The sequence below is a fragment of the Pseudotabrizicola algicola genome (genome assembly GCF_010915705.1).
In the GTDB taxonomy this organism is placed as follows: Bacteria; Pseudomonadota; Alphaproteobacteria; order Rhodobacterales; family Rhodobacteraceae; genus Pseudotabrizicola; species Pseudotabrizicola algicola.
Map to the genome: position 1 here is coordinate 1 of NZ_JAAIKE010000013.1, position 23,494 is coordinate 23,494.

Here is a 23,494-nt window from a genome sequence, read left to right on the forward strand (position 1 = left end):
GCCCTGAGGCACCGAAATGCCCCGTGTCGCGATCCCCGGCAAACTACACTTCCAATGATTACAAACACTTAGAATGAGGTGCATAATGAATCGTTGTCGGCCCGCTGGCTCTACCGCCAGCTTGAGGCGGAATACGACCATCTGACTTCGGACGAGGCCATCGAGGAGGGGATCATCGTCAACGAGTACACCTTCACCGAAGCCGGGCGGCGGTTCGGGTGAGAGCGCACGGTTGAAAACTGTCAGAAAACCGTGTATGTTTCTGACAAAGGAGCGATCATGGAGCGCATGGCCGAGAGCATTATGAATGTCGCGACGACGTTGCCGGAGGGAGTGCCCTTGGCAGCGAAGGGGCTCCTGCACCTGGGCTCGCGCGCGGCGGTCGATCAGACGTTGTCGCGTCTGGCCGCGCGCGGCGAGTTGATCCGTGCGGGACGCGGCATTTACATGCGCCCCGTCCAGACACGCTTTGGTCCGCGCAGTCCGTCGGCTGAACAGGCGATTGAAGCGCTCGCTGTGCAGCGGGGCGAGACGATCGTCCCGAGCGGTGCTGCTGCGGCAAACGCTCTGGGCCTCACGACACAGGTGCCGGTCAAGTCGGTTTACCTTACTTCCGGTCGAAGCCGTGTGCTGAACCTTGGCCGGCAAGCGGTCGAACTGCGTCATGCGCCGCGCTGGCAGTTGGCCCTTGGGAGCAAGACCTCAGGCCAGGCCGTCCGTGCGCTGGCATGGCTCGGGCCGGATGAGGCTCCCAAGGCCCTGCAAATCCTGCGATCCAAGCTTACGGAGACGGCAAAGACTGAGCTGATGTCCGCCGCGCCGCAGTTTCCGACTTGGCTGGCACGATTGGTCGGAGAGATGGTCCATGGCTGAGGCATTCCTGCGCCTCAGCGGCAAGGACCGACTGGATGCTCTTGGTGTCGCGGCCGATCGGCTCGGCCGACCAGCCCATCTCCTCGAAAAGGACGTCTGGGTGGTCTGGGCGATCCAGCAGCTGTTTGGATCGCCCATTGGTACAAACCTCGTCTTCAAGGGTGGCACCTCTCTGTCGAAGGCCTACCAGGTCATTGACCGGTTTTCCGAGGATGTGGATCTGACCTTCGATATCAGAGCGCTGATCCCGGATCTGCTCGAGGGCCGTGAAGACGCCATGCCCGCCACATCCAGTGAAGAGCGGCGCTGGTCGAAACGTGTTCGACACGCATTGCCTGAATGGGTGGCCGGGACCATTCAGCCGATCCTGCAACAGGCGATTGATCAAGAGGGAAACGATGCCAGGCTTCGGATTGACGGCGACAAGCTGTTTGTCGACTACCCGCACCTCGCCCAAGGCACGGGATACGTTTCTCCGAGCGTAATGCTGGAATTCGGCGCGCGTTCTACAGGAGAGCCCGCATCCCCACGCGATATCGTTTGCGATGCCGCGTCGGCGATCGAAGGCGTTGAGTTTCCCACAGCCCGCCCGCGCGTGATGCATGCGGAACGGACGTTCTGGGAAAAGGCGACAGCGATCCACGTCTTCTGTTTGCAAAACCGTATGCGAGGGGATCGCTTTTCTCGCCACTGGCATGATGTCGCCCGGTTGGACGATGCGGGCATCGCCGCTGCGGCCATCGAAGATCGCGCGCTTGCGACCGCTGTCGCCCGGCACAAGACGATGTTCTTTGCAGAGAAGGCGGCGGATGCCACGTGGATCGATTATGGCACCGCAACCTCTGGGCAACTGCAACTGGCCCCAAGCGGTGCAGCCCTCGACGCTCTCGCTGACGATTACCGCCGGATGGCCGAGGACGGCCTGCTTGCAACGACACCAGAGCCCTTTGGCGACTTGATGGACCGCTGCGCTGACATCGCCAGAAGGGCCAACGCAGCTTCCAAATCTTCCTAGATCGCCACTCCCACTTGTTCCCGCCTACGTCGTTATCCGCTTCGTGCGGCGCCTTGCCTTAGGCAGGGCGGAGGCATGGCCTGTGAATTTCAAAAGTCTTATTGAGAACAGAAGCCTGTGGTCGCCGGACATTGAGAATGGACATATCGCGCGAGGAGCTTTTTGCGCTCATTTGGGAGAAGCCGACCGTGGAGGTCGCGCGTGACATGGGCATCTCGGACGTTGCCGTTGCCAAGCTCTGCGCGCGCCTTCAAGTGCCGAAACCGCCCCGAGGATACTGGGCCCGCGTGGAAGCAGGCCAAACACCACGGCGTCCGCTGCGCTTTTGAGATGTGCTGTAGGAGGCGAGGACGACGAGACCTTCGTCATCAGCATCGGCTTCAGCTCCATCTGCGAACTCGGCGCCGTTCAGGTCGCCGCGTTTGGGGAGCTCTTTGCCAAAATCGAGAACGCTGGCCCGAACCCGCAGGTCCTCTGCCCCTGCCCCGAGGTCGATGACCTCGGCCACAGCACCTTGTGCGGCGATGAGCCAAAGCGCCAGCCCGCCACAGAGGGTCAGATCAAGGGGTAGGTTCTGCCTCCGGGTCATGGGTCCAGGTCGCCTTCTCGCCCTTCTTCAAAGGAACGGGGACCGTGGTCAGACCCAGCTCGACCGCGAAGGAGATCAGACCGGTGACGGTCTTGAACTCCCGGGGTTCGAGCCCACGCGAGATCACCAGAAGGGCTGTCTGGTCGCCAAGGCGCAACTGGATGCGCCAGGTGCCTTGCCAGACATTGAGAACCTTCTTTGCGTCCTCGACACAGAGGGCTTCGACGATGCCGCCTTCGGTCAGGGCCTCCTTCAGTCCGGCCTGCAAGATCACCGGGGTCAAGTTCCTCATGGGTTGGCACCTTCCGAAGCAACACGCTCACGGCAGAACATAGTGCATGTCGCGCTGATGAGAAACATGTCGTCGCGCAACGTGACGGCACCACTAGCGGTAGAATCCTATTGCGTCAATAGCGGTGTTTTGCAATTCATGCACATGTTTTGAAACCCCGGGACCATGCATGCCACTTTTCTTCTCTAGACGCGCCTACCTCGCCGCCACCCTGCTCACGATGCCTGTCTGCGGGGCAGCGCAAACGGTGACGGTGTTGGACTGCCTGCCGCCGGTCCCGCCTGCACCGGTGACCGATGCAGCCACGCGTGCCGAGTATCGGACGGAGATCGGGCAGGAGTTCACAGCCTACTTCGATGAGGCGCAGGCATATCTGCGCTGTCTCGATGCCGCCCGAGCCGCGGTGTCTGAAGAGATCAACCGCGTCATCCCCGACTACCAGTCCCTCGGCCCGGAGCCTGACGGTTGATCGCGCCAGATCAGGTCTTCTTGCCCCTCCCCTCCCGGATCTTTCAAAAGGAAACCAGCAATGAACTCCCTACGAGCTGTGGCCGCCGTCGCAGCGACTGCCGTCTCAGTTTCTCTTTCGGCGCCCGCTGCCGCCTATCCCGTCGATTGTGCGATCCTTCTCTGCCTCGCTGGCGGATGGCCAGCTTCGGCGGAATGCGCCAACGCCCGCGCTGTGTTCATCGCCCGGATCACGCCTTGGCCGGTGGAGCCGCCGCTGCAGATCTGGAACTGTCCGATGCGGGCGTCCCTGAACCGCGAAATAGCCCCTATGGAGCGGCTGTTCGAGATTGCGCTATGGCCAGAGGGCGGGCCACGGCCCCAGTCACAGGTCGAGAGCTCCCGCGAGCTTCACTTGGCCCAAGACCGTGCGGACGTCGACATATCGGATCCGGCTTATGACTTCGTGCGCTCGATCCATGTGTTTCAGATCGAATACCGGCGGCACCGAAACAGGGACGGTGACTGCAACACCTGGTCGACCATCCGCGAGGGGGCCTACGGAGAACAGGGTGACTTCGCCTGGGCGCGGTCCACGCCGGCCCGGGTTCCGTCCGCTTCAGCGTTCCGCCCGGGGACTAGCTGTTCTGACTACTGGTTCCGCGGGGTCTTCGTCGACTGGACCGATTACGAGGGCACCTACGGCTTCGAGGAGGTGCGCTACTGATGAGCTAGCCATACCGTCTCAACCGATACGATCGAAAGACTGAGACCCCCACAAACAGAAACGACGCCAGACCATAAGCCCGACGCCGCACTGATTTCCTCGTGGTAGTGGGAATCTAGCGCGAGCTTTGGACCCGTTCAACCGGCAAATGCCTTTGCCGGAACGAAATTTTGCACGCCTCACGGTCTGGTGTCGCCCCAAGACGGAACGACACATCATGGAACTCACGACCGGTGCCATCCTGCGCCGTATCACCGAAACGCCGCTCTCCACGGCGGCGCACAAGCTCGCGACGATCATCCTCGACGGGATTGCTTGGAAGGACGGCTACAACGGGCTGGAACGCGGAACGGCCGCGTTCACGCTGGCGCATCTCGCCGAGAAGATGGGAGTGTCGCGTCAGCACCTCACGGCACTGTTGGTCGAGCTTGCGGCTTCAGGATTGGCGCTGGTCCGGTGGAAGCCAAACGGTAAGTTCGCGCCGTGGCTCTTCAGGTTTGGGGGGCACGAGGCTGCCGATGCGCCGCCAGATGTCGTGTCAGCCTCAGGCGACACATCACTATCTAGAGACTCTAAGAACAAAACTATCTTTGCAGGCAGGATCGACATTGATGCAGGGAGCAACGTTTATCGCACACCTTGGGCGGATCCGATCAAGGCTGCGAAAGCGTCGCTCGCCTGCTGGAACGTCGATGCGCAGGTCATCTGGGAGCGCTTCCTTGCGTTCAACAGAGCGCGCGGGAATGCAGCTGTGCCCGCGGGGTTTCTTCTGGGCTTCATGCGGCGGTGGCGCGCCTTGCCAGAAACGAAAGTGAAAGGCGCTGTGCACGTAGAGCCGAAGCGCGCGGCAACCCTGAAGGAACAGGAACTGCAGCGGCTGATTTCGGCTGCTCCGAGCAAGAATTGGCAGTTTCACGCATCTGATCTCTGCAGGCTTATTGGCAAAGCGGCCTACGATGCCCGGGTTATTAGAGTCGCTGAACAATTCGGATGCGCAAGATTCGCGGCCATCCTTGCGGTCCATGGCCACGCGGTCATCGCGACTGAGATATCGCGATGAGAAGAGAAACTCCGAATTCTAATTCATCGTGGCCACGGTAAGCAGTCGTTGACCAGCTTTTTGGTTTGAGCGATTGCTTGTTACGTGACGTCTCGCGCCGGTCAGGAGGGAAAAAAGAACGACTGGTGCGTTAGTCAGACATGATTCGACCACTACTGCTCTGCACGCCAGGAACCGAAAGGAAATGATGTAGATCTCATCATTCACCGCACCCGACCTTCTTGCAAGATTCGAAAGTACCAAGGTTAACAGACTGGAGAAGATGGCAGGACTTGCCAAACCGGGAACCAGTCAAAGTTTTGTTGCGACTTGGCGCGTATATGTCCAATAGATGAAGCACACCGCGATCTCGCGCCGACGCTGCTCCGGCATCAACCGCACGCGCGCTTGTGGTGGCCGTCAATTCGGCTCAGGCTCGGGGTGGCGGTGATCAGCAGAGCATAGGGAATGGTCGCCCAGCACTTCGATCACCCTGCAATCGGCGATTTTCCCGCCTGCGCATTGCACGACCATGCGTTCCAGTTCGCTTTTCAACGCCGTCAGCCTCGCAAGACGGCTTTCGACCTCAGCCAGTTGCGCCTTGGCGATGGCATCGGCGGCGGCACAGGATTGGTCGGGCTTGTCCGACAGGCTGAGGAGGTCGCGGATTGCCTCGAGGCTGAAGCCCAGGTCTCGGGCGTGGCGGATGAAGGCCAGTCGTTCCAGCGCTTTGCGGCTGTAAAGCCGCTGGTTACCTGAGCTACGCTCCGCTTCGGGCAAAAGGCCGATCTGCTCGTAGTAGCGAATCGTCGGAACCTTCACCCCGGCGGCTTCGCCCAATTTTCCGATGGTCAGCATCAGATTCCTCTTGAAGCTATAGTTGCTAGAGACATTAGGTTACTGATTCGATGAAATCAACTGCCCGCCCTGCGGCAGGAGGAATGACGATGCCAGAAGCTGCATGCGAAACGTCCTGCGACTGGACAGTGACAGGCATGGACTGCGGGTCCTGCGCAACTAAAATCAAAGATGCTGTCGCGCGTCTGCCGGGAGTAAGCGGCGTTGAGGTCGGGATCATGTCGGAGCGCCTGCGACTGATGCTCGATGAAACACAGACCGGGAAAGACAGGATCGAAAAGACTGTCCGCGCACTTGGCTACGAGATTGCGCCACGCACGGCATCGGCGAAGAAGGAGTTCGTTTTGCCCGGACAAGCTGCAGTCGAAAAGACTGACGCGGATGCGGATGTCAATCACGCCAAACACGATCATGCCAGTCACAATCATGCCGGTCACGATCACGGCCTAAAGGCAGCCGGCACCAAGCAGGACGAGTCCAGCCACGGTAGCGCCGGCCATATCCATGACGACCCTGCTGACCGGAGCAAGCGGTGGTTTCAAACGGCCAAGGGTAGGCTGGTGATCTTCACTGCCTTTTTGCTGGGTGCCGCCTGGATCATCGAATATCTTGCGCCCGAGATCGGCAAATGGGCCTTCGTCGCGGCCTGTCTGATCGGCGTGGCCCCGGTGGCGCAGCGTGCCTTTGCGGCATTGCGGATGGGGCAACCATTTACCATCGAAAGCCTGATGACCATCGCTGCCATCGGCGCGCTGTTCATCAATGCGGCCGAAGAGGCGGCGCTGGTCGTTTTCCTCTTCGCCGTGGGCGAAGTTTTGGAAGGCGTCGCGGCAGGCAAAGCGCGCGACGGGATCCGGGCACTGGCAAATCTTGTCCCGAAGACCGCGCAACTCGTCACCGGCGACACCACGCGCGAGGTGCCTGCCGCAAGCCTGAACGTCGGCCAGACCGTGCTGGTCCGCCCCGGCGACCGGATTCCGGCGGATGGCGAGATCGTGGACGGCACGTCGGGCGTCGATGAAAGCCCGGTCACTGGCGAAAGCGTGCCCAAGACGCGCGGGCCGGGGGATGCGGTCTTCGCAGGCGCAATCAACACCGAGGCAGCGCTGCGGGTAAAAGTCACCAAGGGCGCGGAAGACAACACCATCGCCCGCATCATCCGTCTGGTCGAAGAGGCCGAGGAGGCCCGCGCGCCGACCGAGCGCTTCATCGACCGCTTCAGCCGCTGGTATATGCCCGCCATCGTTGCCGTGGCGGCGCTGGTGGCGCTGGTGCCGCCGCTGGCGTTCGACCAGCCTTGGGACATCTGGGTTTACCGCGGTCTTGCCCTACTGCTGATCGGTTGCCCTTGCGCGCTGGTCATTTCGGTCCCCGCTTCCATTGCCTCGGCTATGTCCACGGGCGCGCGGCGCGGCCTCTTGATGAAAGGCGGTGCCGTGATCGAGGCGGCGGCGAAGGTTGATGTCGTGACCTTCGACAAGACCGGGACGCTGACACATGGTCGTCCACAGGTGACGGACGTCGTGCCGTTCGGGGCCACCACCGAAGCCGAGCTTCTGGCCGTTGCGGCCGGGGTCGAGACGGGGTCGAGCCACCCGCTGGCCATCGCCATCCTGAACAAGGCAAAGGACGCAGGCGTGGCAGCGCTGTCGTCGCAGGATGCAAAGGCGTTGACGGGGAAAGGCGTGGTCGCGACGGTGGGTGGTGCGCCGGCATGGGTCGCCTCTCCGCGTTACGCGATGGAACATGGTGGGCTTGAAGGCCTTGGTTTGCGACAGGCCACAATCTTCGAAGAGGATGGCAAGACCGCTGTTGCGGTGTTCCGCGAGAAGACCCCACTTGGGTTGATCGCCATGCGAGACGAGCCACGGGCGGACGCCAAGGATGCTGTGCGCCAGCTGACGGCCATGGGGGTGACCTCGGTGATCCTGACTGGGGATAACCCCCGCACAGCCTCCGCGATTGCCGGAAGCCTCGGCCTGAAGTTCGAGGCCGACATGCTACCCGAAGACAAGCTCGCCTATATCCGCGAGATCGGCTCCAAGGGCGGCGTCATGATGATTGGCGACGGTATCAACGATGCGCCGGCGCTGAAGCAGGCGTCGGTCGGCGTGGCGATGGGCTCGGGCACCGATGTGGCGCTGGAAACCGCCGATGCGGCAATCCTGCGCGACCGGGTGACAGACATCCCCGCCACGATCCGCCTGTCGCGTGTAGCGATGGCCAACATCCGCCAGAACGTGACCATCGCATTGGGGCTGAAAGCCGTGTTTCTGGTGACCTCGGTTTTCGGTCTGACCGGCTTGTGGATTGCGATCTTGGCCGATACCGGGGCGACAGTGCTTGTGACCCTGAACGCCCTGCGCCTGCTTCGGTTCAACCCTGAGCGTGAGAGCTGACATCATGATCTCAGGTTTTGGCTGGGCCGCGCTGGCCCTTCTGTTCGGCTATCTGGCTCTGTTCTTCTGGGGTAGTGCGCTGGCGGCGCAAGCGGCGGGTCGGCCTGTCTGGCTGTTTTCGCGCGCCACTGGACGCGACCGTCTGGCTGCGATGGGCTTCCGTCTCGCCTTCGTACTTGCCTTTTTCGGGCCACTCCTCTGGCTCGCCATGCCTGCCCTGCACAAGGTCGATCCCCTCTGGACCGAGGGGGGTGCCGTGGTCCTCGGCCTGATCGGAGTATTTGTCGCCGGACTTGGCGCGATGGTCGCCTTTGCAGCACAGATGTCGATGGGATCGTCGTGGCGCGTCGGCGTGGCAGGCGGCGAGACCGGCGATCTGGTCTCGAACGGGCTCTACCGCTTTAGCCGCAACCCAACCTTTGTCGGTCAGTTTGCCCTGCTGGCAGGTGTTGCGATGGCGGTCCCGGCAGTCCCGACAGTCCTCGCGCCAATCCTGTTTCTCTGGTCGGCCAGCACGCAAGTCCGGTCGGAAGAGGCCGCCCTGCATGACGCAATCGGGTCTGACTATGACCGTTACGCCGCATCGGTCCCGCGCTGGATCGGCATAAACCGAAAGGCTGCACGATGACCCGAGCGGTGCTGATCTGCCTGATCGCTGCCACAGTGGTGGCAGACCAATTGACCAAGGCAGCGGCCCTGTCTGCGCTGTCGCAGGGGACTGCGGTCCCGGTTTTTCCGGGCTTCAACCTCACCCTTGGCTTCAACGAGGGTGCGAGTTTTGGTATGATGGGTGGCGTCATGGCGGGCAAGCCGCTCCTGATGGCGGCGCTGACGGGCGCGCTGACGCTTGCCTTCGCCGTCATGGCTTTTCGGGCGCAGCACCCGCTGGAACGAATAGGTTATGGCCTGGTTGCGGGTGGCGCGCTTGGCAACATCATCGACCGCCTGCGACAGGGTGCCGTGACCGATTTTCTTGATTTCTATTGGCGCGACTGGCATTGGCCCACGTTCAACGTCGCCGATATTGCGATCACTCTGGGCGCGGTCTTGATCCTTGCCGCCTCTCTTCCCCTTCGACGCCGCAAGGAGCATGTTCTTGACCAAAGCTGACCCGCAGAGTCTGTCGCGCGACGATCTCTCACTGATCGCCGCCTTCCTGATTGCATTGGCGGCGACGCTTGGCGCGCTCTTTATCGGCGAAGTGTTGGGACAGATGCCCTGTACGCTCTGCTGGTATCAGCGCATCGCCATGTTCCCGCTCGCGCCAATCCTTGGTCTGTCGCTCTGGCGCGCAGACGGCATAGCGCGCACATACGCCTTACCGTTGGCCTTGGCCGGGCTGGCACTTGCGGCCTGGCATTCGGGTCTATACGCCGGCCTCTTGCCCGCGCCTATCGTGCCTTGCACTGAGAATGGCCCATCCTGCACCGGCGAGGCACAGATGATCCTCGGCCTGCCCATCCCCTATCTTTCAGCGGTCGCCTTCGCGGCGATCCTTGTTTGTCTCCTCTTGCCGAAAGGGCACCGCCCATGAACCGCCGCACCCTCCTGATCGGGGCCTCTGCACTCGGGATCGCCGCCTTTGCGGGCGGCGCCATCGTCCTGAACCGTCGTCGTGCGGCCGAGGCAGAGGCTGCGGCTGCCGCCACGCAAACCGAGGATCAGGCACTTTTGGTGCGGGACTATTCCCCCAGCTTCGGCCCCGCCGATGCGCCCGTCACTCTCGTTGAATTCTTTGACCCATCCTGCGAGGCCTGCCGCGCCTACCACCCTGTGGTGCAGGAAATCCGGCGGCAGTTCCCGACCCAGGTCCGCGTCGTGCTCCGCTATACCGTCTTCCATGAAGGCTCGGACGAGGCGGTGCGGATACTCGAAGCCGCGCGGATGCAGGACAAGTTCGAGCCGGTGCTGGACGCGCTTCTGGAACAGCAGCCCGGCTGGGCCGTTCATGGCTCGCCCGAGATGGATGTCGCCTGGGAAATCGCCGGGGCTGCTGGTCTCGATCTGGAGAAGGCCGAAACCGACCAGTTCTTCCCGGGGATCACAGGCATCCTGAACCAGGACGCGGCCGACGTAGAAGCTTTGGCCATCCGCCAGACGCCAACTTTCTTTCTAAACGGCAAGCGGCTGGAAAACTTCAGCGCCGACAGCCTGATCGCCGATGTGCGGTTTGCAGTCGAGAATTCCTGAAGCACTCAGGATCGATTGGCAAAGGCCGCGAACAGGGCGAGAGTTCGTTCGCTCACGTGATGCTCCATGCCCTCGGCATCGCGCTCCGCCGTCTCGGGATCGAGACCCAAACTGATGAGAAAGCGCAGCACGATCTCGTGCCGCCGTCGGCATTCCTTGGCCAATGCGCGGCCTTCCTCTGTCAGAAAGACCGACCGATACTTCGCGCGCGTGATCAGCCCCTCCCGCGCCAGGCGGTCGAGCGTCTTGCTCACCGTCGGCACCTTCACGCCAAGCCGCGCGGCGATGTCCACCGGCCGCGCCTCGCCTTGGTCGTGGATCAGCTCTGCGATCAGTTCGACGTAATCTTCGGCCAGCTCATTACGCCGTGCTTCCCGTACGCCCTGAAACGCTCCGGCGCGCAGGTCCGGAGGCCGGTCATCCGATGTGGCGTGGGGAGCAGGGTCGAACTCTTTCATTACAGCAATCTCGCACGGGACGGATTGACAAGTAAAGGCGCGGGGCAGAATGTTAGCCTTGTCTAACTTTATGTGCCGCGTCTTCTCGGGATCGTGGTCAAGCAAGGAGTTCCGAAAAACCATGTCGACCCAAGCCTGGCGTCGTGAGAGCGAGACACCCTCCCTTTCGGAAGTTTTCCGCACCATCGCGGTCGGCAACGGCGGCACCAGCCGGTTCCGCCGGTTTCTCGCCTTTATCGGTCCCGGCTATCTGGTGGCCGTGGGCTATATGGACCCCGGTAACTGGGCGACCTCACTCGCCGGTGGTGCAGCGTTCGGTTACACTCTGCTGTTCGTCGCGCTTCTGTCGAACATCATGGCGATCCTCTTGCAATCGCTCTGCGCGCGGTTGGCGGTCGCCTCGGGGCGCGACCTGGCGCAGGCCTGCCGCGACGCCTTTCCGAAATGGATGTCGGTCCCGCTCTGGATCTTTGCCGAACTGGCGATCATCGCCACCGACCTGGCCGAAGTGATCGGCACCGCGATCGGCCTGAACCTGCTCTTCGGCATCCCGCTGGAGATCGGCATCTTCATCACCGCCGCCGACGTGTTCCTGATCCTGTGGCTGCAGAACAAGGGGTTCCGCTGGATCGAGGCGCTGATCATTTCGTTGATGGCGCTGATCGCGGCATGTTTCGTTGTCTTGATCGCGCAGGCCGACCCGGTCTGGAGCGAGGTGATCGCCGGGTTCGCGCCCAGTAGCGAGATCGTCAGCAACCCGACGATGCTCTACCTCGCGCTTGGCATCATCGGGGCGACGGTCATGCCGCATAACCTCTACTTGCATTCAGGCATCGTGCAGACTCGGGCCTTCGGGCTTGATCTGCCCGCCAAGCGCGAGGCGCTGCGGCTGGCGACCTGGGACAGCACCATTGCGCTAATGTTCGCGCTGACGATCAATGCCTCGATCCTGATCCTCGCCGCCGCGGCTTTCTACACCGTGGGCGAAAACGATGTGGCCGAGATCGACAAGGCGCATCTGCTGCTGGAACCCTTGCTGGGGTCATCACTGGCGCCGGTCCTGTTCGGGGTGGCGCTCTTGTGCGCGGGGCTGAACTCCACTGTCACCGCCACCATGGCCGGACAGATCGTGATGGAAGGGTTCATTCGGCTGCGCATCGCCCCTTGGGCGCGGCGGCTGATTACCCGGGGCCTTGCCATCATCCCAGCGATCTTCGTGATCCTGCTCTACGGCAGCGGTGGTGTGGGTGAGCTTTTGATCCTGAGTCAGGTGGTGCTGTCATTCCAGCTTCCCTTCGCCATAGTGCCCTTGGTGATGTTCACAGCCAGCCGCGCCAAGATGGGCGAACTGGTCGCACCCCGCTGGCTGACCGGCCTCTGTTGGTTGATTGCGGCCGTGATTATCGTGCTGAACGTGAACCTGCTGTCGACCGTGCTTTTGGGCTGACCCTCAGCCGATCGTTCCCAAAACAGGAAATGTCTCTAGCAACCAGAAAGCAATATCCGTGATCTGCCCGGTCATTACAGCGATACCCATAGCGATCATGACAACGCCCGCTACCCGATGAAGCCAGAGGCTTGCACGACCAAGTCGCCTGATGCGTGCGGCCAGTTCATTCGTAAATGCGGCGAGCAACAGGAACGGAACACCAAGGCCGACCGAGTACACTGTCAAAAGGGCCACGCCATCTGCCCCCGAAGCCGCACTCACCGTCAAGATCGACCCTAAAACTGGCCCAATGCAAGGCGTCCAGCCAAAAGCAAACGCGAGCCCAAGCAAATAGGCGCCAAGAGGGTTTCCGCCTTTTGCATCAAATGTGAATCGCGTGTCACGGAGCAGGATGCCCGGCCGTATAAGCCCGGTCATGACCAATCCAAACACGATGATAAGCGCACCGCCGACAATGCCGAGCTCGTATTTCCATTGCAAAAGCAAGCCACCGAGAAGGCTGGCACCAGCGCCCAAGGAAATAAATACTGTCGAGAAACCCATAACGAAATAAAGGCTCAAGAGCAGGCGATTCAGGCGAGTTTTCATCTGCACGCCACCGTGCGCACTCTGGCCCGGTTGCCCTGCTATGTAGGACACATAACCGGGCGCCAGCGGCAGCACGCACGGGGACAGGAATGACAGAGCCCCTCCCAAAAAGGCCGCGAGGACTCCAACGCCAGAAATTTCAAACACGGGTCCTGCTCTCTTTTCGACAAATGAAATTGACACCATCGCCCGACATTCGACGCGATAAGCCTGAGAGTTCGCTAACACCTCAAGCAACCTGAGCAGCAAGCAGGTTCTTGCCTCCCGCTTCCATGCAGGGCAGGAATCAAGACGATCATGGTACACATTTGAGTGAACCGCGCGCGCAGTTCGCCGACAAGACTTGAACCTCGATCCATAAGTGGGTGTATCCGTGCCGTCAGAGATTGTCGTCCGAACTGCTCTCTGGGGCAAGCATGGGACGACTTTAGCGCTCCATCGCTGGCTTGTTTACTTCCGCACGGTCTGAGGTGGCGTTCAGCCCGAGCAAGGGGAATTTTTATGTTAGGCAGATCGACGCTAATTCTTGTGCGACTTGGGTGCTGCTTAATTGTGGGTGCCTGCTCAGTTCCGGCCAGTCAGTCAATCGACAAGGAAACAGGGTTTCTCAAAGAATTGCCGGAAGGGGTTGGGGCGATTGCCGCACCTTACCAGAATCTTCAGGAAGTGCTTTTGAGGCCAGAGGACGGTTGCTACTGGTACCGCTACGTCGGGCCGGTCGAGACGACAATGCTGCCACTGCGAACCGTCGCGGGGCGCCCAATCTGCACACAGGCTGCTGTTCAATCCGAAGTAACGGGCTGAGCCAATAGTCGCGATACGAACAAACGTCCACTTTCGGTCGAGCGTGTCCATGTTGTAGTGTTGACCATGGAACGCGCGGCCAAGCGGAAGGGTCATGCGGTGGTGACCCTATCGCCTTCTTCAGCTGGATAAAGGTGGGCTGTCACACCAGTTTGGACCTGATCGTAAAGATCATTGATGTGTGGCATTACCATGCGGACGCAACCTGAGCTTGCCCGGCTGCCGATAGACCGCGGGAGTGGGGTTCCATGAATGCGCAAATACGTATCCCTTTCGCCCAGGTAGAGATAAAGTGCGCGTGATCCCAAGGCATTGCCTGGACCCGGTGCCATCCCGTCAGCGAACTTGGCGTAGATCTCTGGTTCCCGCGCAATCATCGACGCGGTTGGTGTCCAGTTGGGCCACTTCGCCTTGCGCCTGATCGTGTAGGTTCCAGGTTCGTAAAGTCCGTCGCGGCCGATGGCGACACCGTAGCGCATAGCTGATCCATCTGGTTGAATATGGTATAAGTACCGGGCGATCGCATCAACATGGATGTCACCGGGAACCAGACCAGTGCGCGCTTGGACGCGCGTCGGCAACAGGCGCGGATGAAGTCCCCAAGGGTTCGTTGTGGTAGGTTCATAGCCAAGTGGTGTCACCTCTGCGTCCCACGCGTCCCACTGGTCTTGAAGATGCGAGCCCGCCACCACTGGAGAGGAAACTAGCGCGGCGGCGCCTACCAAAAATCCGCGTCGATCGACCATCCGCTTCGCTTTCACAATATGAGTGCCTCCCGAATACACCAGAAGGGTTAGTCGTTAACGGCACCGCTTTCTGGTCTCAAGTCCAGTCAAGTCACTGTTACCTCCGCAATACAGCAAGACGAAGACTGTCGCGCTTACTGCCGGACACAAATTTTTCCCAGAACAGACCACCAGCTCTAATGCGCCTTTCGATGTAACACCGCCCTGTGCTTTTCTCGATACATTTGCATCTCATGCGGCCGAAACGCTCTCACTTTCTCACGCAGAACGGTGGGCTAAGGCGGTAAGCTCTGAGCCGGATGCAAAAGGTCTTTTGCCAAGCGGTCCGACAGCTTGCCCCTTGATCGTCAGATCAGCAGCACCTGAGTGCCGACTTGTGCAAGCTCGTAAAGTTCAATGACATGCTCGTTGTAGAGGCCGATGCACCCGTTCGATGATCTGCGACCGATCTTCCGGGTATCATGGGTGCCGTGGATCAAATAGGCAGGCCAGGACAGATACAATCCGCGGACACCAAGCGGGTTGTCCTTGGATCCGCCTTCGACCATCTTCGGCCAGTCCGGGTTGCGCTCGAGCATGGATGCCGTCGGACGCCACGGCGGGTTCACAGCCTTGCGGACAATCTCGGTCCGCCCGAGCCGCGTCAGTTCCTCGGACAGGGGGACGGACGAGGGATAGAGCCGGTAGATCGACTGATCCTCTGACCAGTAATGCAGTGCGCGTGATTTTGTGTCCGCCAGAATTGCACCACCCTTAGTATTCTCAAAATAGTCCCGCCACTGAGGCATCCGGAAGCTGGACACGTTGTTCCGTACGCTGCCGGATACAGGAGCCTGAAACTCGGTCGTGCCGTCCTGCGCCAAGGCTGGTAGGGCCGCAAGACCCGCCATCCCGACTGCTCCGCCCATCAAAGCCCGTCGCCCGATCCGTTCCTCGGCCATGGATCACTCCTTCACCTACGTGTCGGAATGGGCAGTATCGTCCTCTTGCCTCCGGGACAAATCAAAGAGCCGTCAACAGAGCACGGTTTGGGCCGAAAGCGCTACAATCACTGCGCCGTTCTTCTTGCGAGGTTTCTGATGGGCCCATGGAAGTCGACCAACAGGTCTCGACACTCTGACATTGCCGTGATCCGGCAACGCATGCCTTGCATCTCAAGTAGCTAGAGCAATTAGCCCTCGCCACTCAAGACGGGGGCTTTCGCAGGATTGATCACTTCAGACGCTCATCCCTTTTCCGGCGGAAAGCTGCTTCAAGGTCTGCCCGGTTTGGGCGTGGCCCTGGCCGCTGGTGCCGCACTTGTCCTCGCCTTGCCGCCATATTCGATCCTGCCCTTTGCGCTGATCGCCTTCGCTGTGCTGGCAATTATGTTGCATGGCACGCCGTGGCCTGTCGCGTTTCGAATCGGATATCTGTTTGGCTTAGGCCAGTTCGTGCCCGGGCTTTTCTGGATCACCGAAAGTTTTCAGGTCGAGGCAGATCGGTTCGGATGGTTGGCTTTGCCAGCCGTGTTCGGCCTTGCAGCTCTGCTGGCAGTGTTTCCGGCTTTTGCCTGTGCCCTTGCCGCCCGCATGGCGCGCGCCGGATTGCCGCTCTCGCTTTCGCTTGCGACAGGCTGGACCGGCCTTGAATGGCTGCGGGGGCATGTTCTGACGGGGTTTCCTTGGAACCTTGCTGCCTACACGCTGGCCGATTGGTTGCCTCTCGCGCAGATGGCCTCCCTGGTCGGCAGCTATGGGCTGGGGTTCCTCTTGGTGCTTTGTTCAGCACTGGTCGGGCTGGCTTTCCGCGCGCCCGCTCGCAGGTTGCAAGTCATCCGTTTCGCCAGCGCCACCGCAATTGCGGTCACCGTCGCTGGTTTCGGTTTTGCGCGCCTGACCTTGTCCGATCCCCCGTCGGAGCGCGGCACTCAAATCCGCGTCGTGCAACCGAACATCGCGCAAAGCGCCAAGTGGGATGAAGGATCCCGGAAAGCCAACATCCTTCGGCTTCTGGCTCTTTCTGCGCGCCCGGGCGACTACGATATCCTGCTTTGGCCCGAAACCGCATGGCCGGGGTTTCTCGCCGAAGACACTGGGGCCCGTATCATGCTTGGGTGGCTCTTGCCGAAGACCGCCGTATTGTTGGCGGGCAGTCCTGAGCGGGAGGTTACCTCTAACGAAACAGTGTACCGAAACTCTGTGCTCGCCATCGCGCCGGATGGCTCCGTCCTGACGCGCTACGCCAAGCATCACCTTGTGCCCTTTGGTGAATACGTGCCGTGGCGGAGTGTCCTGCCGTTCCAGCGATTGGTCGAATCTTTAGGTGATTTCCTCCCCGGTCCGGGTCCCCGCACCCTTGCATTCGGCCCACATCCCTATGCGGGCATCGCTATCTGCTACGAGATCATCTTTCCCGGGCATGTGGTCGATGATGCCATCCGACCGGACTGGATATTCAATGCAACCAACGACGCCTGGTTCGGCAGCTCGATTGGTCCAAAGCAACATCTGGCTTCAGCCCGGATGCGAGCCATCGAAGAGGGGCTTCCACTCGTGCGGGCCGCAAATACGGGAATCTCGGCGGTGGTCGATGCCTACGGCGAGACACTGGCGATGCTGGACATTGAGACTTCTGGCGTAATCGACATGCGCTTACCGAGATCCCTGCCACCGACCCTCTACGCCCGTCTTGGCGACTGGTCCGCACTTCTCCTTATCCTTGGCTCTTGGGGAGTTTTCGCCTTCTGGGTTTGGCGGAAAAAAACGGTCTTGAAAGGAAGCCAGAAATGATCGGACCAGTTTTCGGGATCGTCGGATTCCTGTGGGGCTACTATCTCGCCCGACAGCGCGGCGGCAAGACGCTGGACCGCCTGCAATATGGCGCAGGCTTCGCCATCGCTTTCGGGCTGTTTGGCACCCTCCTTGGCGTTGCCCTTGCCCGGTTTCTTGGGGCGGCCTGATCGGCGAAACCTCGCCGGTGCTGCACTCCTCACCTTTTTGTCGGTTGAACCTCTAGTTGCTCGAGGTTCTAGACCGCACGCTGTTCTCATCGCCTGGACTGTTCATGCGTCTTCGTTCTCTTCAGATCATCCTTTGGGTCGCCGCGACTGCGGCGGTCGTCGCTTTTGCGGCGGCGCGGTGGTGGCCTGCAACGGAGGACAGCGCAGCTGCAGCATCTGCTTTCACGCCCACCTTCGCACTTGCAGACAGCGAAGGTCGTATCCGTACGACGGACGAATTCCGCGGAAAGTTCCTGTTGGTGTTCTTCGGCTTCACAAGCTGCCCGGATGTCTGCCCCACGACACTCTCCGAAGTTGCACAGGTCATGGATGACCTTGGATCCGAGGCAGGATCGGTGCAGCCGATCTTCATCTCGATCGATCCCGAACGGGACAGACGGCTTGGACTGACTGACTACACCAAGGCGTTCCACCCAGCGATCCTCGGTCTGGCCGGCAGCGAGGCCGAAACACAAGTTGCGGCCGCAAGCTTCAAGATCTTCTACGAGCGGGAGGCCGACACCACTTCGCCGGACGGCTACACGATGGCGCACAGCCCTGGCCTCTATCTGATCGGCCCAGATGGCGCGTGGCTGCGTCAATTCACCTACGGCACTCCGGCGGCCGAAATCCTCTCCGACCTTCAATCGAGACTTTGACCCATGAAACACTTCCTCCTTGCCGCATCTCTGATCGTGTCCGCGCCTGCCGCCATGGCCTGCGAGACCGTGACCATCGGTGATCTGACCGTTGAGCACGCCTGGTCCAAGGCGACGATTGGCGCGGGGCGACCCGGCGTTTTCTATGTGGGGATCACCAACGCTGGATCTGCGGACGATGCGCTGATCGGCATTGCAACGCCTGCAGCCGGTATGCCGATGCTGCACGAGACTGTCGTTCAGGACGGCATCGCATCAATGCCGCATGCGATGTCCATCCCTGTGCCGGCCGGCCAGAGCGTGCAGCTTTCGCCTGGCGGATACCACGGCATGCTGATGGGGCTGACGACAGCCCTGAAGGAAGGGGACAGCTTTCCGGTCACCCTCATCTTTGAAAAGGCCGGAGAGGTCACGATGAATGTCGATGTCCTTTCGTTGCGCGCGGAGGGTCCGGATTGCGCCGACGCAGGGCAATAATCCTCGGCGCTGGAGGTGCCATCGGAGCCGTCGCCTTCATGCTGGGCGTCGGAGCCTATCGCACGCGCAACAGGCCAGCTCTCAGCGAGGTCCTGCCCTTGCCAATCGGCGAGATGTCCTGGGCATTGACCGACCACCGGGGTCAGTCCGTCCGACCCACAGACTGGGCCCGTCGCCCGGTCATGGTGTTCTTCGGCTTCACCTGGTGCCCGGACGTCTGCCCGACCACATTGAGCGACATATCGCTCTGGCTCGAAGAACTGGGTGCCGACGCCGATCGCATGATTGTCGCGTTGATTTCGGTCGATCCGGAACGCGACACGCCCGCTGTCCTTGCGGACTACGTCAGCAGCTTCGACCCACGCATCATCGGGTTGACGGGTCCCGCCGACGAGGTGGCAAAGGCGGCCGCAGATTTTCGCGTAACCTATCGCCGTGTCGACAAGGATGGCGGCGACTACACGATGGACCACACCGCCGGTGTGTTCCTGTTCCACCCCGATGGGCGCTTTGCCAGCATCATCGACTTCCATGAAGACCGGCGCTTCGCCGTTCCCAAAATCCGCCGAACCCTCAGTTGAAAGGTCATTCTGCCAGATGATCCGCTCTGCATTTCTGATCCTTGCTGTCGCATCTCTCGCCCCGCTCCAGGCAGTGGCAGATCCCCCGACCGCGCAATTGCCGATGGCATTCGAAACCACAATCGCCCCCGGTGACACTTTGGACAGTGTCCTTGGACACGCTGGAGTCCCCCCGACGATCCGGGCGGAAGCCGCCCTGGCACTCTCGGGAGTGTATGATCTGACGGACCTGCGACCTGGCCACCGGATCGAATGGACGGCAGCGTCCGGTGATCCGGCATCGCTAACGCGCCTTTCACTGTTCGTGGAAGATGGAGTGGAAATTGCTCTCACCTTCGACGGGCCGATCGCAGCACAACGGCTTGACCCACCAGTTCGTGTGACGGACCGGAGTGAGACCTTAACCCTCGACGGAACCCTTTACGACGCTTTGACGGCCCGGAATGCACCGGAACGCTTTGCGGTTGACCTAACCGCACTTCTTGCGGGTCAGGTTGATTTCAGGCGCGACCTCAAAGGCGCAGAGACCTTCGCGCTGGTCTGGCAGGAAGACCAGCTTCCCGATGGCAGCATCGCGGGAGAGCCGCGCCTGAGTTACGCGCGACTGGAGCTTACAGATCGCGTCCTCGAACTCGTTGCGACCGAAGCCGCCGGCCCGGTCATCGTCTTTGAAGATGGCGAAGCCGTGCAGCGTTCCGCCGCTCCCATCCTTGGTGCCCGCTTGTCGTCCGTCTTCGGCCGCCGGAACCATCCCGTGTTGGGCGGGGTCCGTATGCATACCGGGATCGATTACGCGGCCCCCGTGGGCACTGAAGTCTCGGCGACCGGCGCCGGGCGGGTGACCTTTGCGGGCTCGATCCGCGGCTATGGCATCACGATCGACATCGACCACGGCGGTGGGGTCGTCACGCGATATGCGCATCTCTCTGAGATTGCTGAAGACGTTCGCGTCGGAACGCGGGTCAAGGCGGGCGACGAGATTGGCGCGGTCGGAGCGACCGGGCTCGTGAGCGGCCCGAACCTCCATTACGAAGTGCGTGTCGATGGCCGACCGGTCGACCCGAAAGACCAGGACGCCCTGCCGGAGCAAGAGATTGCTACTGCTGCTGACCTTGATGCACTCGCCACTTGGCGCAGCGAAACCGGCTTCATGCCAGAAACTGATGGGGAACGTGGATGAAAAGGTATCTTATCGGTCGCCGTGAACTCATGCTTGCATCAGCAGCCGTCGCCCTGGCCCCTGCCGCCAGGGCAGAGGAAGAACCACCGATCCATGTCGTCAAAGGGCGCGGTTGCGAGTGCTGCGAGGCATGGGTGGATTACCTGCGCGAACAAGGGTTCAAAGTAACGGACGAGGTGTCGATGGGAACGTTGCTGATCCGCTTCAAGATGGATCAGGGCATTCCGGCAAAGGCCTTTTCCTGCCACACGGGCACCGTTGACGGCTATGCGCTCGAAGGCCATGTCCCGGCTGCCGATATCCGCAGGCTGCTCAACGAGCGTCCTGACGCAGTCGGCCTCGCAGTGCCCGGCATGCCCTACGGCTCCCCCGGCATGGGATCAGAAGACAGTCGAGACGCCTATGACGTCCTGCTGGTTCGCCGGGATGGAAGTCTCGAGATCTTCACCAGTTATCAGGCAGCCTGATCTGTCCATTTCCGAACCCAACGGGCTAGGCAGGGATTTAGCCAAGGGAATGGCGACCGATCAAAGCAGATCCGATATCTGACGGACAGCCTCGTCGCTTCCCCAGTCGAAAGGGCCCTGAAGCCGCCCGATTTCACGCGTCTCGCGGTCGATCAGAAGCGTCGTCGGCAGTCCGATGAAGGCGAGTGCCAGTTGAACCCGCAGCGGCTCCGCCCAGTAAAGCGGTAGGTCTACAAGTCCGACCTCATCATAGAAACGTCGGCCCCTTTCGATCCCGCCTTCGTCGATGCAAAGAGGTAGTATGGCAAAATCCGGGCCTCCAAGCAGCCCTTCCAATCGGTCGAGTGCTGGCATCTCTTCCCGGCAGGGCGGGCACCAAGTCGCCCAGATGTTCAGAAGGATCACACGCCCGGCAAAGTCCCCAAGAACCCTGGTGGTTCCTGCTTCATCCTGGATAGGCGGGGAAAGCACAGGCTGCGGGTCCTTTCGCAGCCGGAAAGGCGGTCGCGCCTCGGCGGGTCCCGCAATGAAGCTCGCTGCGAGACCGGCAAGGAGAGGTCGACGACCCATCTGAACAGACATTGGTTTTCCCTTCGCGGAAGGCCGGACCCGCAGGCAATCTGTGGGTCCGGACCGTCGTCAGGCCGAAACCGCGAACTCAGTCATCATGCCCGTCGAGAGATGCGGCATGTGGTGGCAATGCAGCATCCAGCGCGCCACTTCACCCGCATCCACCGCGACCGTCACCATCCCCATCGGCGGCACATGAACGGTGTCACGAACAGCACCTGCGATCCGATCCTGGCCCACTCCGACCACCTGGAAAGCGTGGCCATGCAGGTGCATGGGATGTGCCATCATTGACATGTTGTGGAACATGATCTCGACACGCTCGCCGGTTTTCGCGCTCACCGGGGAATGTTTGCCCCAGGTCTGCCCGTTGATGGTCCATACGTAGGGCATCATCGAGCCGCCCAGCATCAACATTGGCTGCGACGATGCCGCGCGCTCCGGCAGTGGGGTGAAGGCGCGCAGGGCCGCTTCCTGCGTCAGATCGGCGCTGAAGGCAGGATGGTCGGCGTCGGACATGTCGGCAACCTTCGTCACCGTGGCCCCCGGCGTCGCAAGGACGAGACCCGTCCGTTCTCTTGCACCCTCGCGCAAGGCGAGGACCGGGAAGGCCCCGCCTTCGGCTGGAACATCAATCTCGATGTCAAGCCGCTGGCCCATCGCGATTCCGAAACGGCTGCCAGGAAGGGGCTGCACCGGCTCTCCGTCCACAGCAACCAGCCGCCCGGTCAGTGCGCCGGTGTCGATCCAGAACACCGTCGCGGCGGCCGCGTTGATCACCCGAACAAGGACCTTGCTGCCCTTGTCCACCTGCAGGACTTCGGGGTCGTCCAGCGTCCGGTCATTGGCAAGGTAGGCGTCAAAGTTGTAGTCGTTCAGGTCCATCGCCATGCCGTCCATGCCCGGCATGGCCATCATGTCCCCCTGACCCATCGCGCCCATGTCCATGCCGGCCATGCCGTCCTGACCCATCTGGCTGTGGTCCATCCCGGCCATGGACGCGCCACCCGTAATCTCTGCCAGCACCTCCGCAGGCGACTTGAACGAAAAGTCATGCAGGAACATCGTAACGTCCTGCCGATCGGCAGCGACGTCCTCGGGTCGCCGCACGACCAGGGGTGCGGCCAGCAGCAGCATCTCGTGCTCGGGGATATGAGCATGCATCCAGTGCGTGCCCGGGCGCGCGGCAAAGTCATAGGCGCGGCTTTCGCCCGGTTGCAGCGTGGCCATGGGCATGTCCGGCACGCCGTCCTGCACGTTCGGCGGGATCTGTCCATGCCAATGGATGATGGTCGCCTCAGCCAAGGTATTCGCCAGATCGACGGCAAATGCCTGACCCGGGTCGAGAACCAATCCAGACCGGCCGTTGCCGTCCAATAGCCCCCAGACGGTGGCTGCCTTGCCCCGGACATCGAGCGTCCGGGTCGTCGCCGTCAGCGACATACGGGCTGATTGGGCTCGAGCGCGCGCAGGCAGAATAAGTGAGGCGGCAGTAGCCGCAGAAGCGGCCAGAAAGCCGCGGCGAGAGAGAGCGATCATGCGAATTCTCCTGTATCGCAATGTGAAAAGACTGAAGGCCCCGGCGAACCGGAGCTGTAGGGTCAGATCAGTGTGCGTTTCGGAGGTGGGCCAGGTGGCGGGAGCGCCAGCGATGCGGCCAGCAGGTCATTGTTCAAGTTGATTTCAACCGAACGCGCGATGGCGACGACGCCCGGGCTTGGTGCGGGAAGAGCCGCACCTGCAAAAAGACAATGTTGCTGGCACAGCAGACGTTGTGCATCGTCAATCGGGCTGCCTGCGGATGACATATGCGCCACATGGCCAGCCATCGCCATCATCTGTTCATGGTCTGCCTGAGTCTGTTGCCGACCCTCGGCGAAGGCAAGCATCGGCAGGATCGCCGCCAAAAGATAGGCGGCGAGGATCAATGCACGCATAGGAAACGACGAATGGGTCATGATCTCGACTGTATCAGTGTGGCCTGGTCCCGTCATCTGACAGTTTGGTGTCTGGACCACATGGCCATAGCGTCGACTGCAGCAGAATTGCCGCGTTTTCCCTCGTCTTGACTTGATAGCGCAGAGTTTACTGGCAACCGAACTAGG

The 23,494-nt window shown here is 61.2% G+C and carries 28 protein-coding genes and 1 pseudogene; 19 read left to right on the forward strand and 10 right to left on the reverse strand.

Going from position 1 to position 23,494, the window contains the following annotated elements; translation table 11 throughout:
* Positions 1 to 99: 99 nt before the first annotated feature.
* The 3 genes and pseudogenes from G3572_RS20235 to G3572_RS20245 form a co-directional block, all read left to right on the forward strand.
* Positions 100 to 222, forward strand: a pseudogene (locus tag G3572_RS20235) (antitoxin of toxin-antitoxin stability system); the annotation flags it as partial.
* Between the two features lie 57 nt (positions 223 to 279).
* Entirely contained in the window at positions 280 to 873 is a 594-nt protein-coding gene (locus G3572_RS20240) for a DUF6088 family protein (protein WP_164615275.1), read from the forward strand.
* Positions 866 to 1,888, forward strand: a complete 1,023-nt coding sequence (locus G3572_RS20245) for a nucleotidyl transferase AbiEii/AbiGii toxin family protein (protein ID WP_164615276.1) — start codon at positions 866 to 868, stop codon at positions 1,886 to 1,888. Before G3572_RS20240 ends, G3572_RS20245 begins: the two co-directional genes overlap by 8 nt.
* Before the next feature lie 250 nt (positions 1,889 to 2,138).
* On the opposite strand, the gene G3572_RS20250 is transcribed toward G3572_RS20245, so the two are convergent.
* On the reverse strand, positions 2,139 to 2,477 hold the full coding sequence (locus G3572_RS20250) for a hypothetical protein (RefSeq protein ID WP_164615279.1): 339 nt from the start codon (positions 2,475 to 2,477) through the stop codon (positions 2,139 to 2,141).
* Positions 2,449 to 2,769, reverse strand: coding sequence for a hypothetical protein (locus G3572_RS20255; protein ID WP_164615281.1), 321 nt, complete (start codon positions 2,767 to 2,769; stop codon positions 2,449 to 2,451). The genes G3572_RS20250 and G3572_RS20255 overlap by 29 nt, the downstream gene beginning before the upstream one ends.
* 169 nt (positions 2,770 to 2,938) lie before the next feature.
* Here G3572_RS20255 and G3572_RS20260 point away from each other — a divergent pair, with 169 nt between their 5' ends.
* The 3 genes from G3572_RS20260 to G3572_RS20270 all read left to right on the forward strand — a co-directional run bounded on the left by G3572_RS20260 (position 2,939) and on the right by G3572_RS20270 (position 5,003).
* A complete protein-coding gene (locus G3572_RS20260; RefSeq protein ID WP_164615283.1) occupies positions 2,939 to 3,238 on the forward strand; it encodes a hypothetical protein in 300 nt (99 codons plus the stop codon).
* A gap of 60 nt (positions 3,239 to 3,298) precedes the next feature.
* Complete coding sequence (locus G3572_RS20265; RefSeq protein WP_164615285.1) at positions 3,299 to 3,943, forward strand: hypothetical protein; 645 nt, start codon at positions 3,299 to 3,301, stop codon at positions 3,941 to 3,943.
* Positions 3,944 to 4,160: 217 nt separating this feature from the next.
* Positions 4,161 to 5,003, forward strand: coding sequence for a hypothetical protein (locus G3572_RS20270; protein WP_164615287.1), 843 nt, complete (start codon positions 4,161 to 4,163; stop codon positions 5,001 to 5,003).
* Positions 5,004 to 5,402: 399 nt separating this feature from the next.
* Here G3572_RS20270 and G3572_RS20275 read toward each other — a convergent pair whose 3' ends face one another.
* Complete coding sequence (locus G3572_RS20275) at positions 5,403 to 5,840, reverse strand: MerR family transcriptional regulator (protein ID WP_164615289.1); 438 nt, start codon at positions 5,838 to 5,840, stop codon at positions 5,403 to 5,405.
* 89 nt (positions 5,841 to 5,929) lie between these two features.
* On the opposite strand from G3572_RS20275, the gene G3572_RS20280 reads away from it, so the two are divergent.
* From G3572_RS20280 to G3572_RS20300, 5 genes are read left to right on the forward strand one after another with little or no spacing between them, the layout of a single operon-like run.
* Positions 5,930 to 8,239: a heavy metal translocating P-type ATPase gene (locus G3572_RS20280; RefSeq protein WP_164615291.1), complete on the forward strand. Its 2,310-nt coding sequence runs from the start codon at positions 5,930 to 5,932 to the stop codon at positions 8,237 to 8,239.
* 4 nt (positions 8,240 to 8,243) lie between these two features.
* Positions 8,244 to 8,867 (forward strand): methyltransferase family protein, encoded by a 624-nt coding sequence (locus G3572_RS20285; RefSeq protein ID WP_089258441.1) that lies wholly within the window; start codon positions 8,244 to 8,246, stop codon positions 8,865 to 8,867.
* The gene (gene lspA, locus G3572_RS20290) at positions 8,864 to 9,349 is read left to right on the forward strand and encodes a signal peptidase II (RefSeq protein ID WP_164615293.1); all 486 of its coding nucleotides are present in this window, start codon (positions 8,864 to 8,866) and stop codon (positions 9,347 to 9,349) included. The genes G3572_RS20285 and lspA overlap by 4 nt, the downstream gene beginning before the upstream one ends.
* Positions 9,336 to 9,773, forward strand: coding sequence for a disulfide bond formation protein B (locus G3572_RS20295; RefSeq protein WP_240335660.1), 438 nt, complete (start codon positions 9,336 to 9,338; stop codon positions 9,771 to 9,773). The genes lspA and G3572_RS20295 overlap by 14 nt, the downstream gene beginning before the upstream one ends.
* The gene (locus G3572_RS20300; RefSeq protein WP_164615297.1) at positions 9,770 to 10,429 is read left to right on the forward strand and encodes a DsbA family protein; all 660 of its coding nucleotides are present in this window, start codon (positions 9,770 to 9,772) and stop codon (positions 10,427 to 10,429) included. The genes G3572_RS20295 and G3572_RS20300 overlap by 4 nt, the downstream gene beginning before the upstream one ends.
* A gap of 5 nt (positions 10,430 to 10,434) precedes the next feature.
* Here G3572_RS20300 and mntR read toward each other — a convergent pair whose 3' ends face one another.
* The gene (mntR, locus tag G3572_RS20305) at positions 10,435 to 10,887 is read right to left on the reverse strand and encodes a manganese-binding transcriptional regulator MntR (protein WP_164615299.1); all 453 of its coding nucleotides are present in this window, start codon (positions 10,885 to 10,887) and stop codon (positions 10,435 to 10,437) included.
* 121 nt (positions 10,888 to 11,008) lie between these two features.
* Here mntR and G3572_RS20310 point away from each other — a divergent pair, with 121 nt between their 5' ends.
* Complete coding sequence (locus G3572_RS20310; protein WP_164615301.1) at positions 11,009 to 12,334, forward strand: Nramp family divalent metal transporter; 1,326 nt, start codon at positions 11,009 to 11,011, stop codon at positions 12,332 to 12,334.
* 3 nt (positions 12,335 to 12,337) lie between these two features.
* On the opposite strand, the gene G3572_RS20315 is transcribed toward G3572_RS20310, so the two are convergent.
* From G3572_RS20315 to G3572_RS20325, 3 genes are all read right to left on the reverse strand, one after another.
* Positions 12,338 to 13,072, reverse strand: a complete 735-nt coding sequence (locus tag G3572_RS20315; RefSeq protein ID WP_164615303.1) for a cytochrome c biogenesis CcdA family protein — start codon at positions 13,070 to 13,072, stop codon at positions 12,338 to 12,340.
* A 749-nt stretch (positions 13,073 to 13,821) separates the two neighbouring features.
* Positions 13,822 to 14,475, reverse strand: coding sequence for a L,D-transpeptidase (locus tag G3572_RS20320; RefSeq protein ID WP_108437556.1), 654 nt, complete (start codon positions 14,473 to 14,475; stop codon positions 13,822 to 13,824).
* Between the two features lie 347 nt (positions 14,476 to 14,822).
* Complete coding sequence (locus G3572_RS20325; protein ID WP_108437555.1) at positions 14,823 to 15,416, reverse strand: L,D-transpeptidase; 594 nt, start codon at positions 15,414 to 15,416, stop codon at positions 14,823 to 14,825.
* A 267-nt stretch (positions 15,417 to 15,683) separates the two neighbouring features.
* On the opposite strand from G3572_RS20325, the gene lnt reads away from it, so the two are divergent.
* From lnt to G3572_RS20355, 7 genes are all read left to right on the forward strand, one after another.
* On the forward strand, positions 15,684 to 17,246 hold the full coding sequence (gene lnt / locus G3572_RS20330) for an apolipoprotein N-acyltransferase (RefSeq protein WP_240335661.1): 1,563 nt from the start codon (positions 15,684 to 15,686) through the stop codon (positions 17,244 to 17,246).
* Positions 17,243 to 17,416 carry a hypothetical protein gene (locus G3572_RS21945; RefSeq protein WP_174213677.1) on the forward strand — a complete coding sequence of 58 codons (174 nt, stop codon included), beginning with the start codon at positions 17,243 to 17,245 and terminating at the stop codon, positions 17,414 to 17,416. Before lnt ends, G3572_RS21945 begins: the two co-directional genes overlap by 4 nt.
* 104 nt (positions 17,417 to 17,520) lie before the next feature.
* A complete protein-coding gene (locus tag G3572_RS20335) occupies positions 17,521 to 18,114 on the forward strand; it encodes an SCO family protein (RefSeq protein ID WP_108437554.1) in 594 nt (197 codons plus the stop codon).
* A 69-nt stretch (positions 18,115 to 18,183) separates the two neighbouring features.
* On the forward strand, positions 18,184 to 18,591 hold the full coding sequence (locus G3572_RS20340) for a copper chaperone PCu(A)C (RefSeq protein ID WP_354004076.1): 408 nt from the start codon (positions 18,184 to 18,186) through the stop codon (positions 18,589 to 18,591).
* Between the two features lie 38 nt (positions 18,592 to 18,629).
* Positions 18,630 to 19,172, forward strand: coding sequence for an SCO family protein (locus G3572_RS20345; RefSeq protein WP_205518835.1), 543 nt, complete (start codon positions 18,630 to 18,632; stop codon positions 19,170 to 19,172).
* Positions 19,173 to 19,188: 16 nt separating this feature from the next.
* Positions 19,189 to 20,352 (forward strand): M23 family metallopeptidase, encoded by a 1,164-nt coding sequence (locus tag G3572_RS20350; protein WP_164615307.1) that lies wholly within the window; start codon positions 19,189 to 19,191, stop codon positions 20,350 to 20,352.
* The gene (locus G3572_RS20355) at positions 20,349 to 20,819 is read left to right on the forward strand and encodes a DUF411 domain-containing protein (protein WP_164615309.1); all 471 of its coding nucleotides are present in this window, start codon (positions 20,349 to 20,351) and stop codon (positions 20,817 to 20,819) included. The genes G3572_RS20350 and G3572_RS20355 overlap by 4 nt, the downstream gene beginning before the upstream one ends.
* Positions 20,820 to 20,879: 60 nt before the next feature.
* Here the strand turns inward: G3572_RS20355 and G3572_RS20360 are convergent, their stop codons facing one another.
* The 3 genes from G3572_RS20360 to G3572_RS20370 all read right to left on the reverse strand — a co-directional run bounded on the left by G3572_RS20360 (position 20,880) and on the right by G3572_RS20370 (position 23,347).
* Positions 20,880 to 21,401, reverse strand: coding sequence for a TlpA family protein disulfide reductase (locus G3572_RS20360; protein WP_240335662.1), 522 nt, complete (start codon positions 21,399 to 21,401; stop codon positions 20,880 to 20,882).
* A gap of 57 nt (positions 21,402 to 21,458) precedes the next feature.
* On the reverse strand, positions 21,459 to 22,928 hold the full coding sequence (locus G3572_RS20365) for a multicopper oxidase family protein (RefSeq protein WP_164615311.1): 1,470 nt from the start codon (positions 22,926 to 22,928) through the stop codon (positions 21,459 to 21,461).
* A gap of 62 nt (positions 22,929 to 22,990) precedes the next feature.
* Entirely contained in the window at positions 22,991 to 23,347 is a 357-nt protein-coding gene (locus G3572_RS20370) for a hypothetical protein (RefSeq protein ID WP_164615313.1), read from the reverse strand.
* Positions 23,348 to 23,494 lie beyond the last annotated feature (147 nt).

Excerpts from the sequence above, each read along its gene's own strand:
- G3572_RS20350 (WP_164615307.1), top strand. The coding sequence starts at position 19,189 with ATGATCCGCTCTGCATTTCTGATCCTTGCTGTCGCATCTCTCGCCCCG.
- G3572_RS20255 (WP_164615281.1), bottom strand. The coding sequence starts at position 2,769 with ATGAGGAACTTGACCCCGGTGATCTTGCAGGCCGGACTGAAGGAGGCC.
- mntR (WP_164615299.1), bottom strand. The coding sequence starts at position 10,887 with ATGAAAGAGTTCGACCCTGCTCCCCACGCCACATCGGATGACCGGCCT.
- G3572_RS20300 (WP_164615297.1), top strand. The coding sequence starts at position 9,770 with ATGAACCGCCGCACCCTCCTGATCGGGGCCTCTGCACTCGGGATCGCC.
- G3572_RS20245 (WP_164615276.1), top strand. The coding sequence starts at position 866 with ATGGCTGAGGCATTCCTGCGCCTCAGCGGCAAGGACCGACTGGATGCT.
- lspA (WP_164615293.1), top strand. The coding sequence starts at position 8,864 with ATGACCCGAGCGGTGCTGATCTGCCTGATCGCTGCCACAGTGGTGGCA.
- G3572_RS20370 (WP_164615313.1), bottom strand. The coding sequence starts at position 23,347 with ATGACCCATTCGTCGTTTCCTATGCGTGCATTGATCCTCGCCGCCTAT.
- G3572_RS20275 (WP_164615289.1), bottom strand. The coding sequence starts at position 5,840 with ATGCTGACCATCGGAAAATTGGGCGAAGCCGCCGGGGTGAAGGTTCCG.
- G3572_RS20345 (WP_205518835.1), top strand. The coding sequence starts at position 18,630 with ATGCTGGGCGTCGGAGCCTATCGCACGCGCAACAGGCCAGCTCTCAGC.
- G3572_RS20320 (WP_108437556.1), bottom strand. The coding sequence starts at position 14,475 with ATGGTCGATCGACGCGGATTTTTGGTAGGCGCCGCCGCGCTAGTTTCC.
- G3572_RS20270 (WP_164615287.1), top strand. The coding sequence starts at position 4,161 with ATGGAACTCACGACCGGTGCCATCCTGCGCCGTATCACCGAAACGCCG.
- G3572_RS20280 (WP_164615291.1), top strand. The coding sequence starts at position 5,930 with ATGCCAGAAGCTGCATGCGAAACGTCCTGCGACTGGACAGTGACAGGC.
- G3572_RS20250 (WP_164615279.1), bottom strand. The coding sequence starts at position 2,477 with ATGACCCGGAGGCAGAACCTACCCCTTGATCTGACCCTCTGTGGCGGG.
- G3572_RS20310 (WP_164615301.1), top strand. The coding sequence starts at position 11,009 with ATGTCGACCCAAGCCTGGCGTCGTGAGAGCGAGACACCCTCCCTTTCG.
- G3572_RS20240 (WP_164615275.1), top strand. The coding sequence starts at position 280 with ATGGAGCGCATGGCCGAGAGCATTATGAATGTCGCGACGACGTTGCCG.
- G3572_RS20325 (WP_108437555.1), bottom strand. The coding sequence starts at position 15,416 with ATGGCCGAGGAACGGATCGGGCGACGGGCTTTGATGGGCGGAGCAGTC.
- G3572_RS20355 (WP_164615309.1), top strand. The coding sequence starts at position 20,349 with ATGAAAAGGTATCTTATCGGTCGCCGTGAACTCATGCTTGCATCAGCA.
- G3572_RS20260 (WP_164615283.1), top strand. The coding sequence starts at position 2,939 with ATGCCACTTTTCTTCTCTAGACGCGCCTACCTCGCCGCCACCCTGCTC.
- G3572_RS20265 (WP_164615285.1), top strand. The coding sequence starts at position 3,299 with ATGAACTCCCTACGAGCTGTGGCCGCCGTCGCAGCGACTGCCGTCTCA.
- G3572_RS20365 (WP_164615311.1), bottom strand. The coding sequence starts at position 22,928 with ATGATCGCTCTCTCTCGCCGCGGCTTTCTGGCCGCTTCTGCGGCTACT.
- G3572_RS20360 (WP_240335662.1), bottom strand. The coding sequence starts at position 21,401 with ATGTCTGTTCAGATGGGTCGTCGACCTCTCCTTGCCGGTCTCGCAGCG.
- G3572_RS20285 (WP_089258441.1), top strand. The coding sequence starts at position 8,244 with ATGATCTCAGGTTTTGGCTGGGCCGCGCTGGCCCTTCTGTTCGGCTAT.
- G3572_RS21945 (WP_174213677.1), top strand. The coding sequence starts at position 17,243 with ATGATCGGACCAGTTTTCGGGATCGTCGGATTCCTGTGGGGCTACTAT.
- G3572_RS20335 (WP_108437554.1), top strand. The coding sequence starts at position 17,521 with ATGCGTCTTCGTTCTCTTCAGATCATCCTTTGGGTCGCCGCGACTGCG.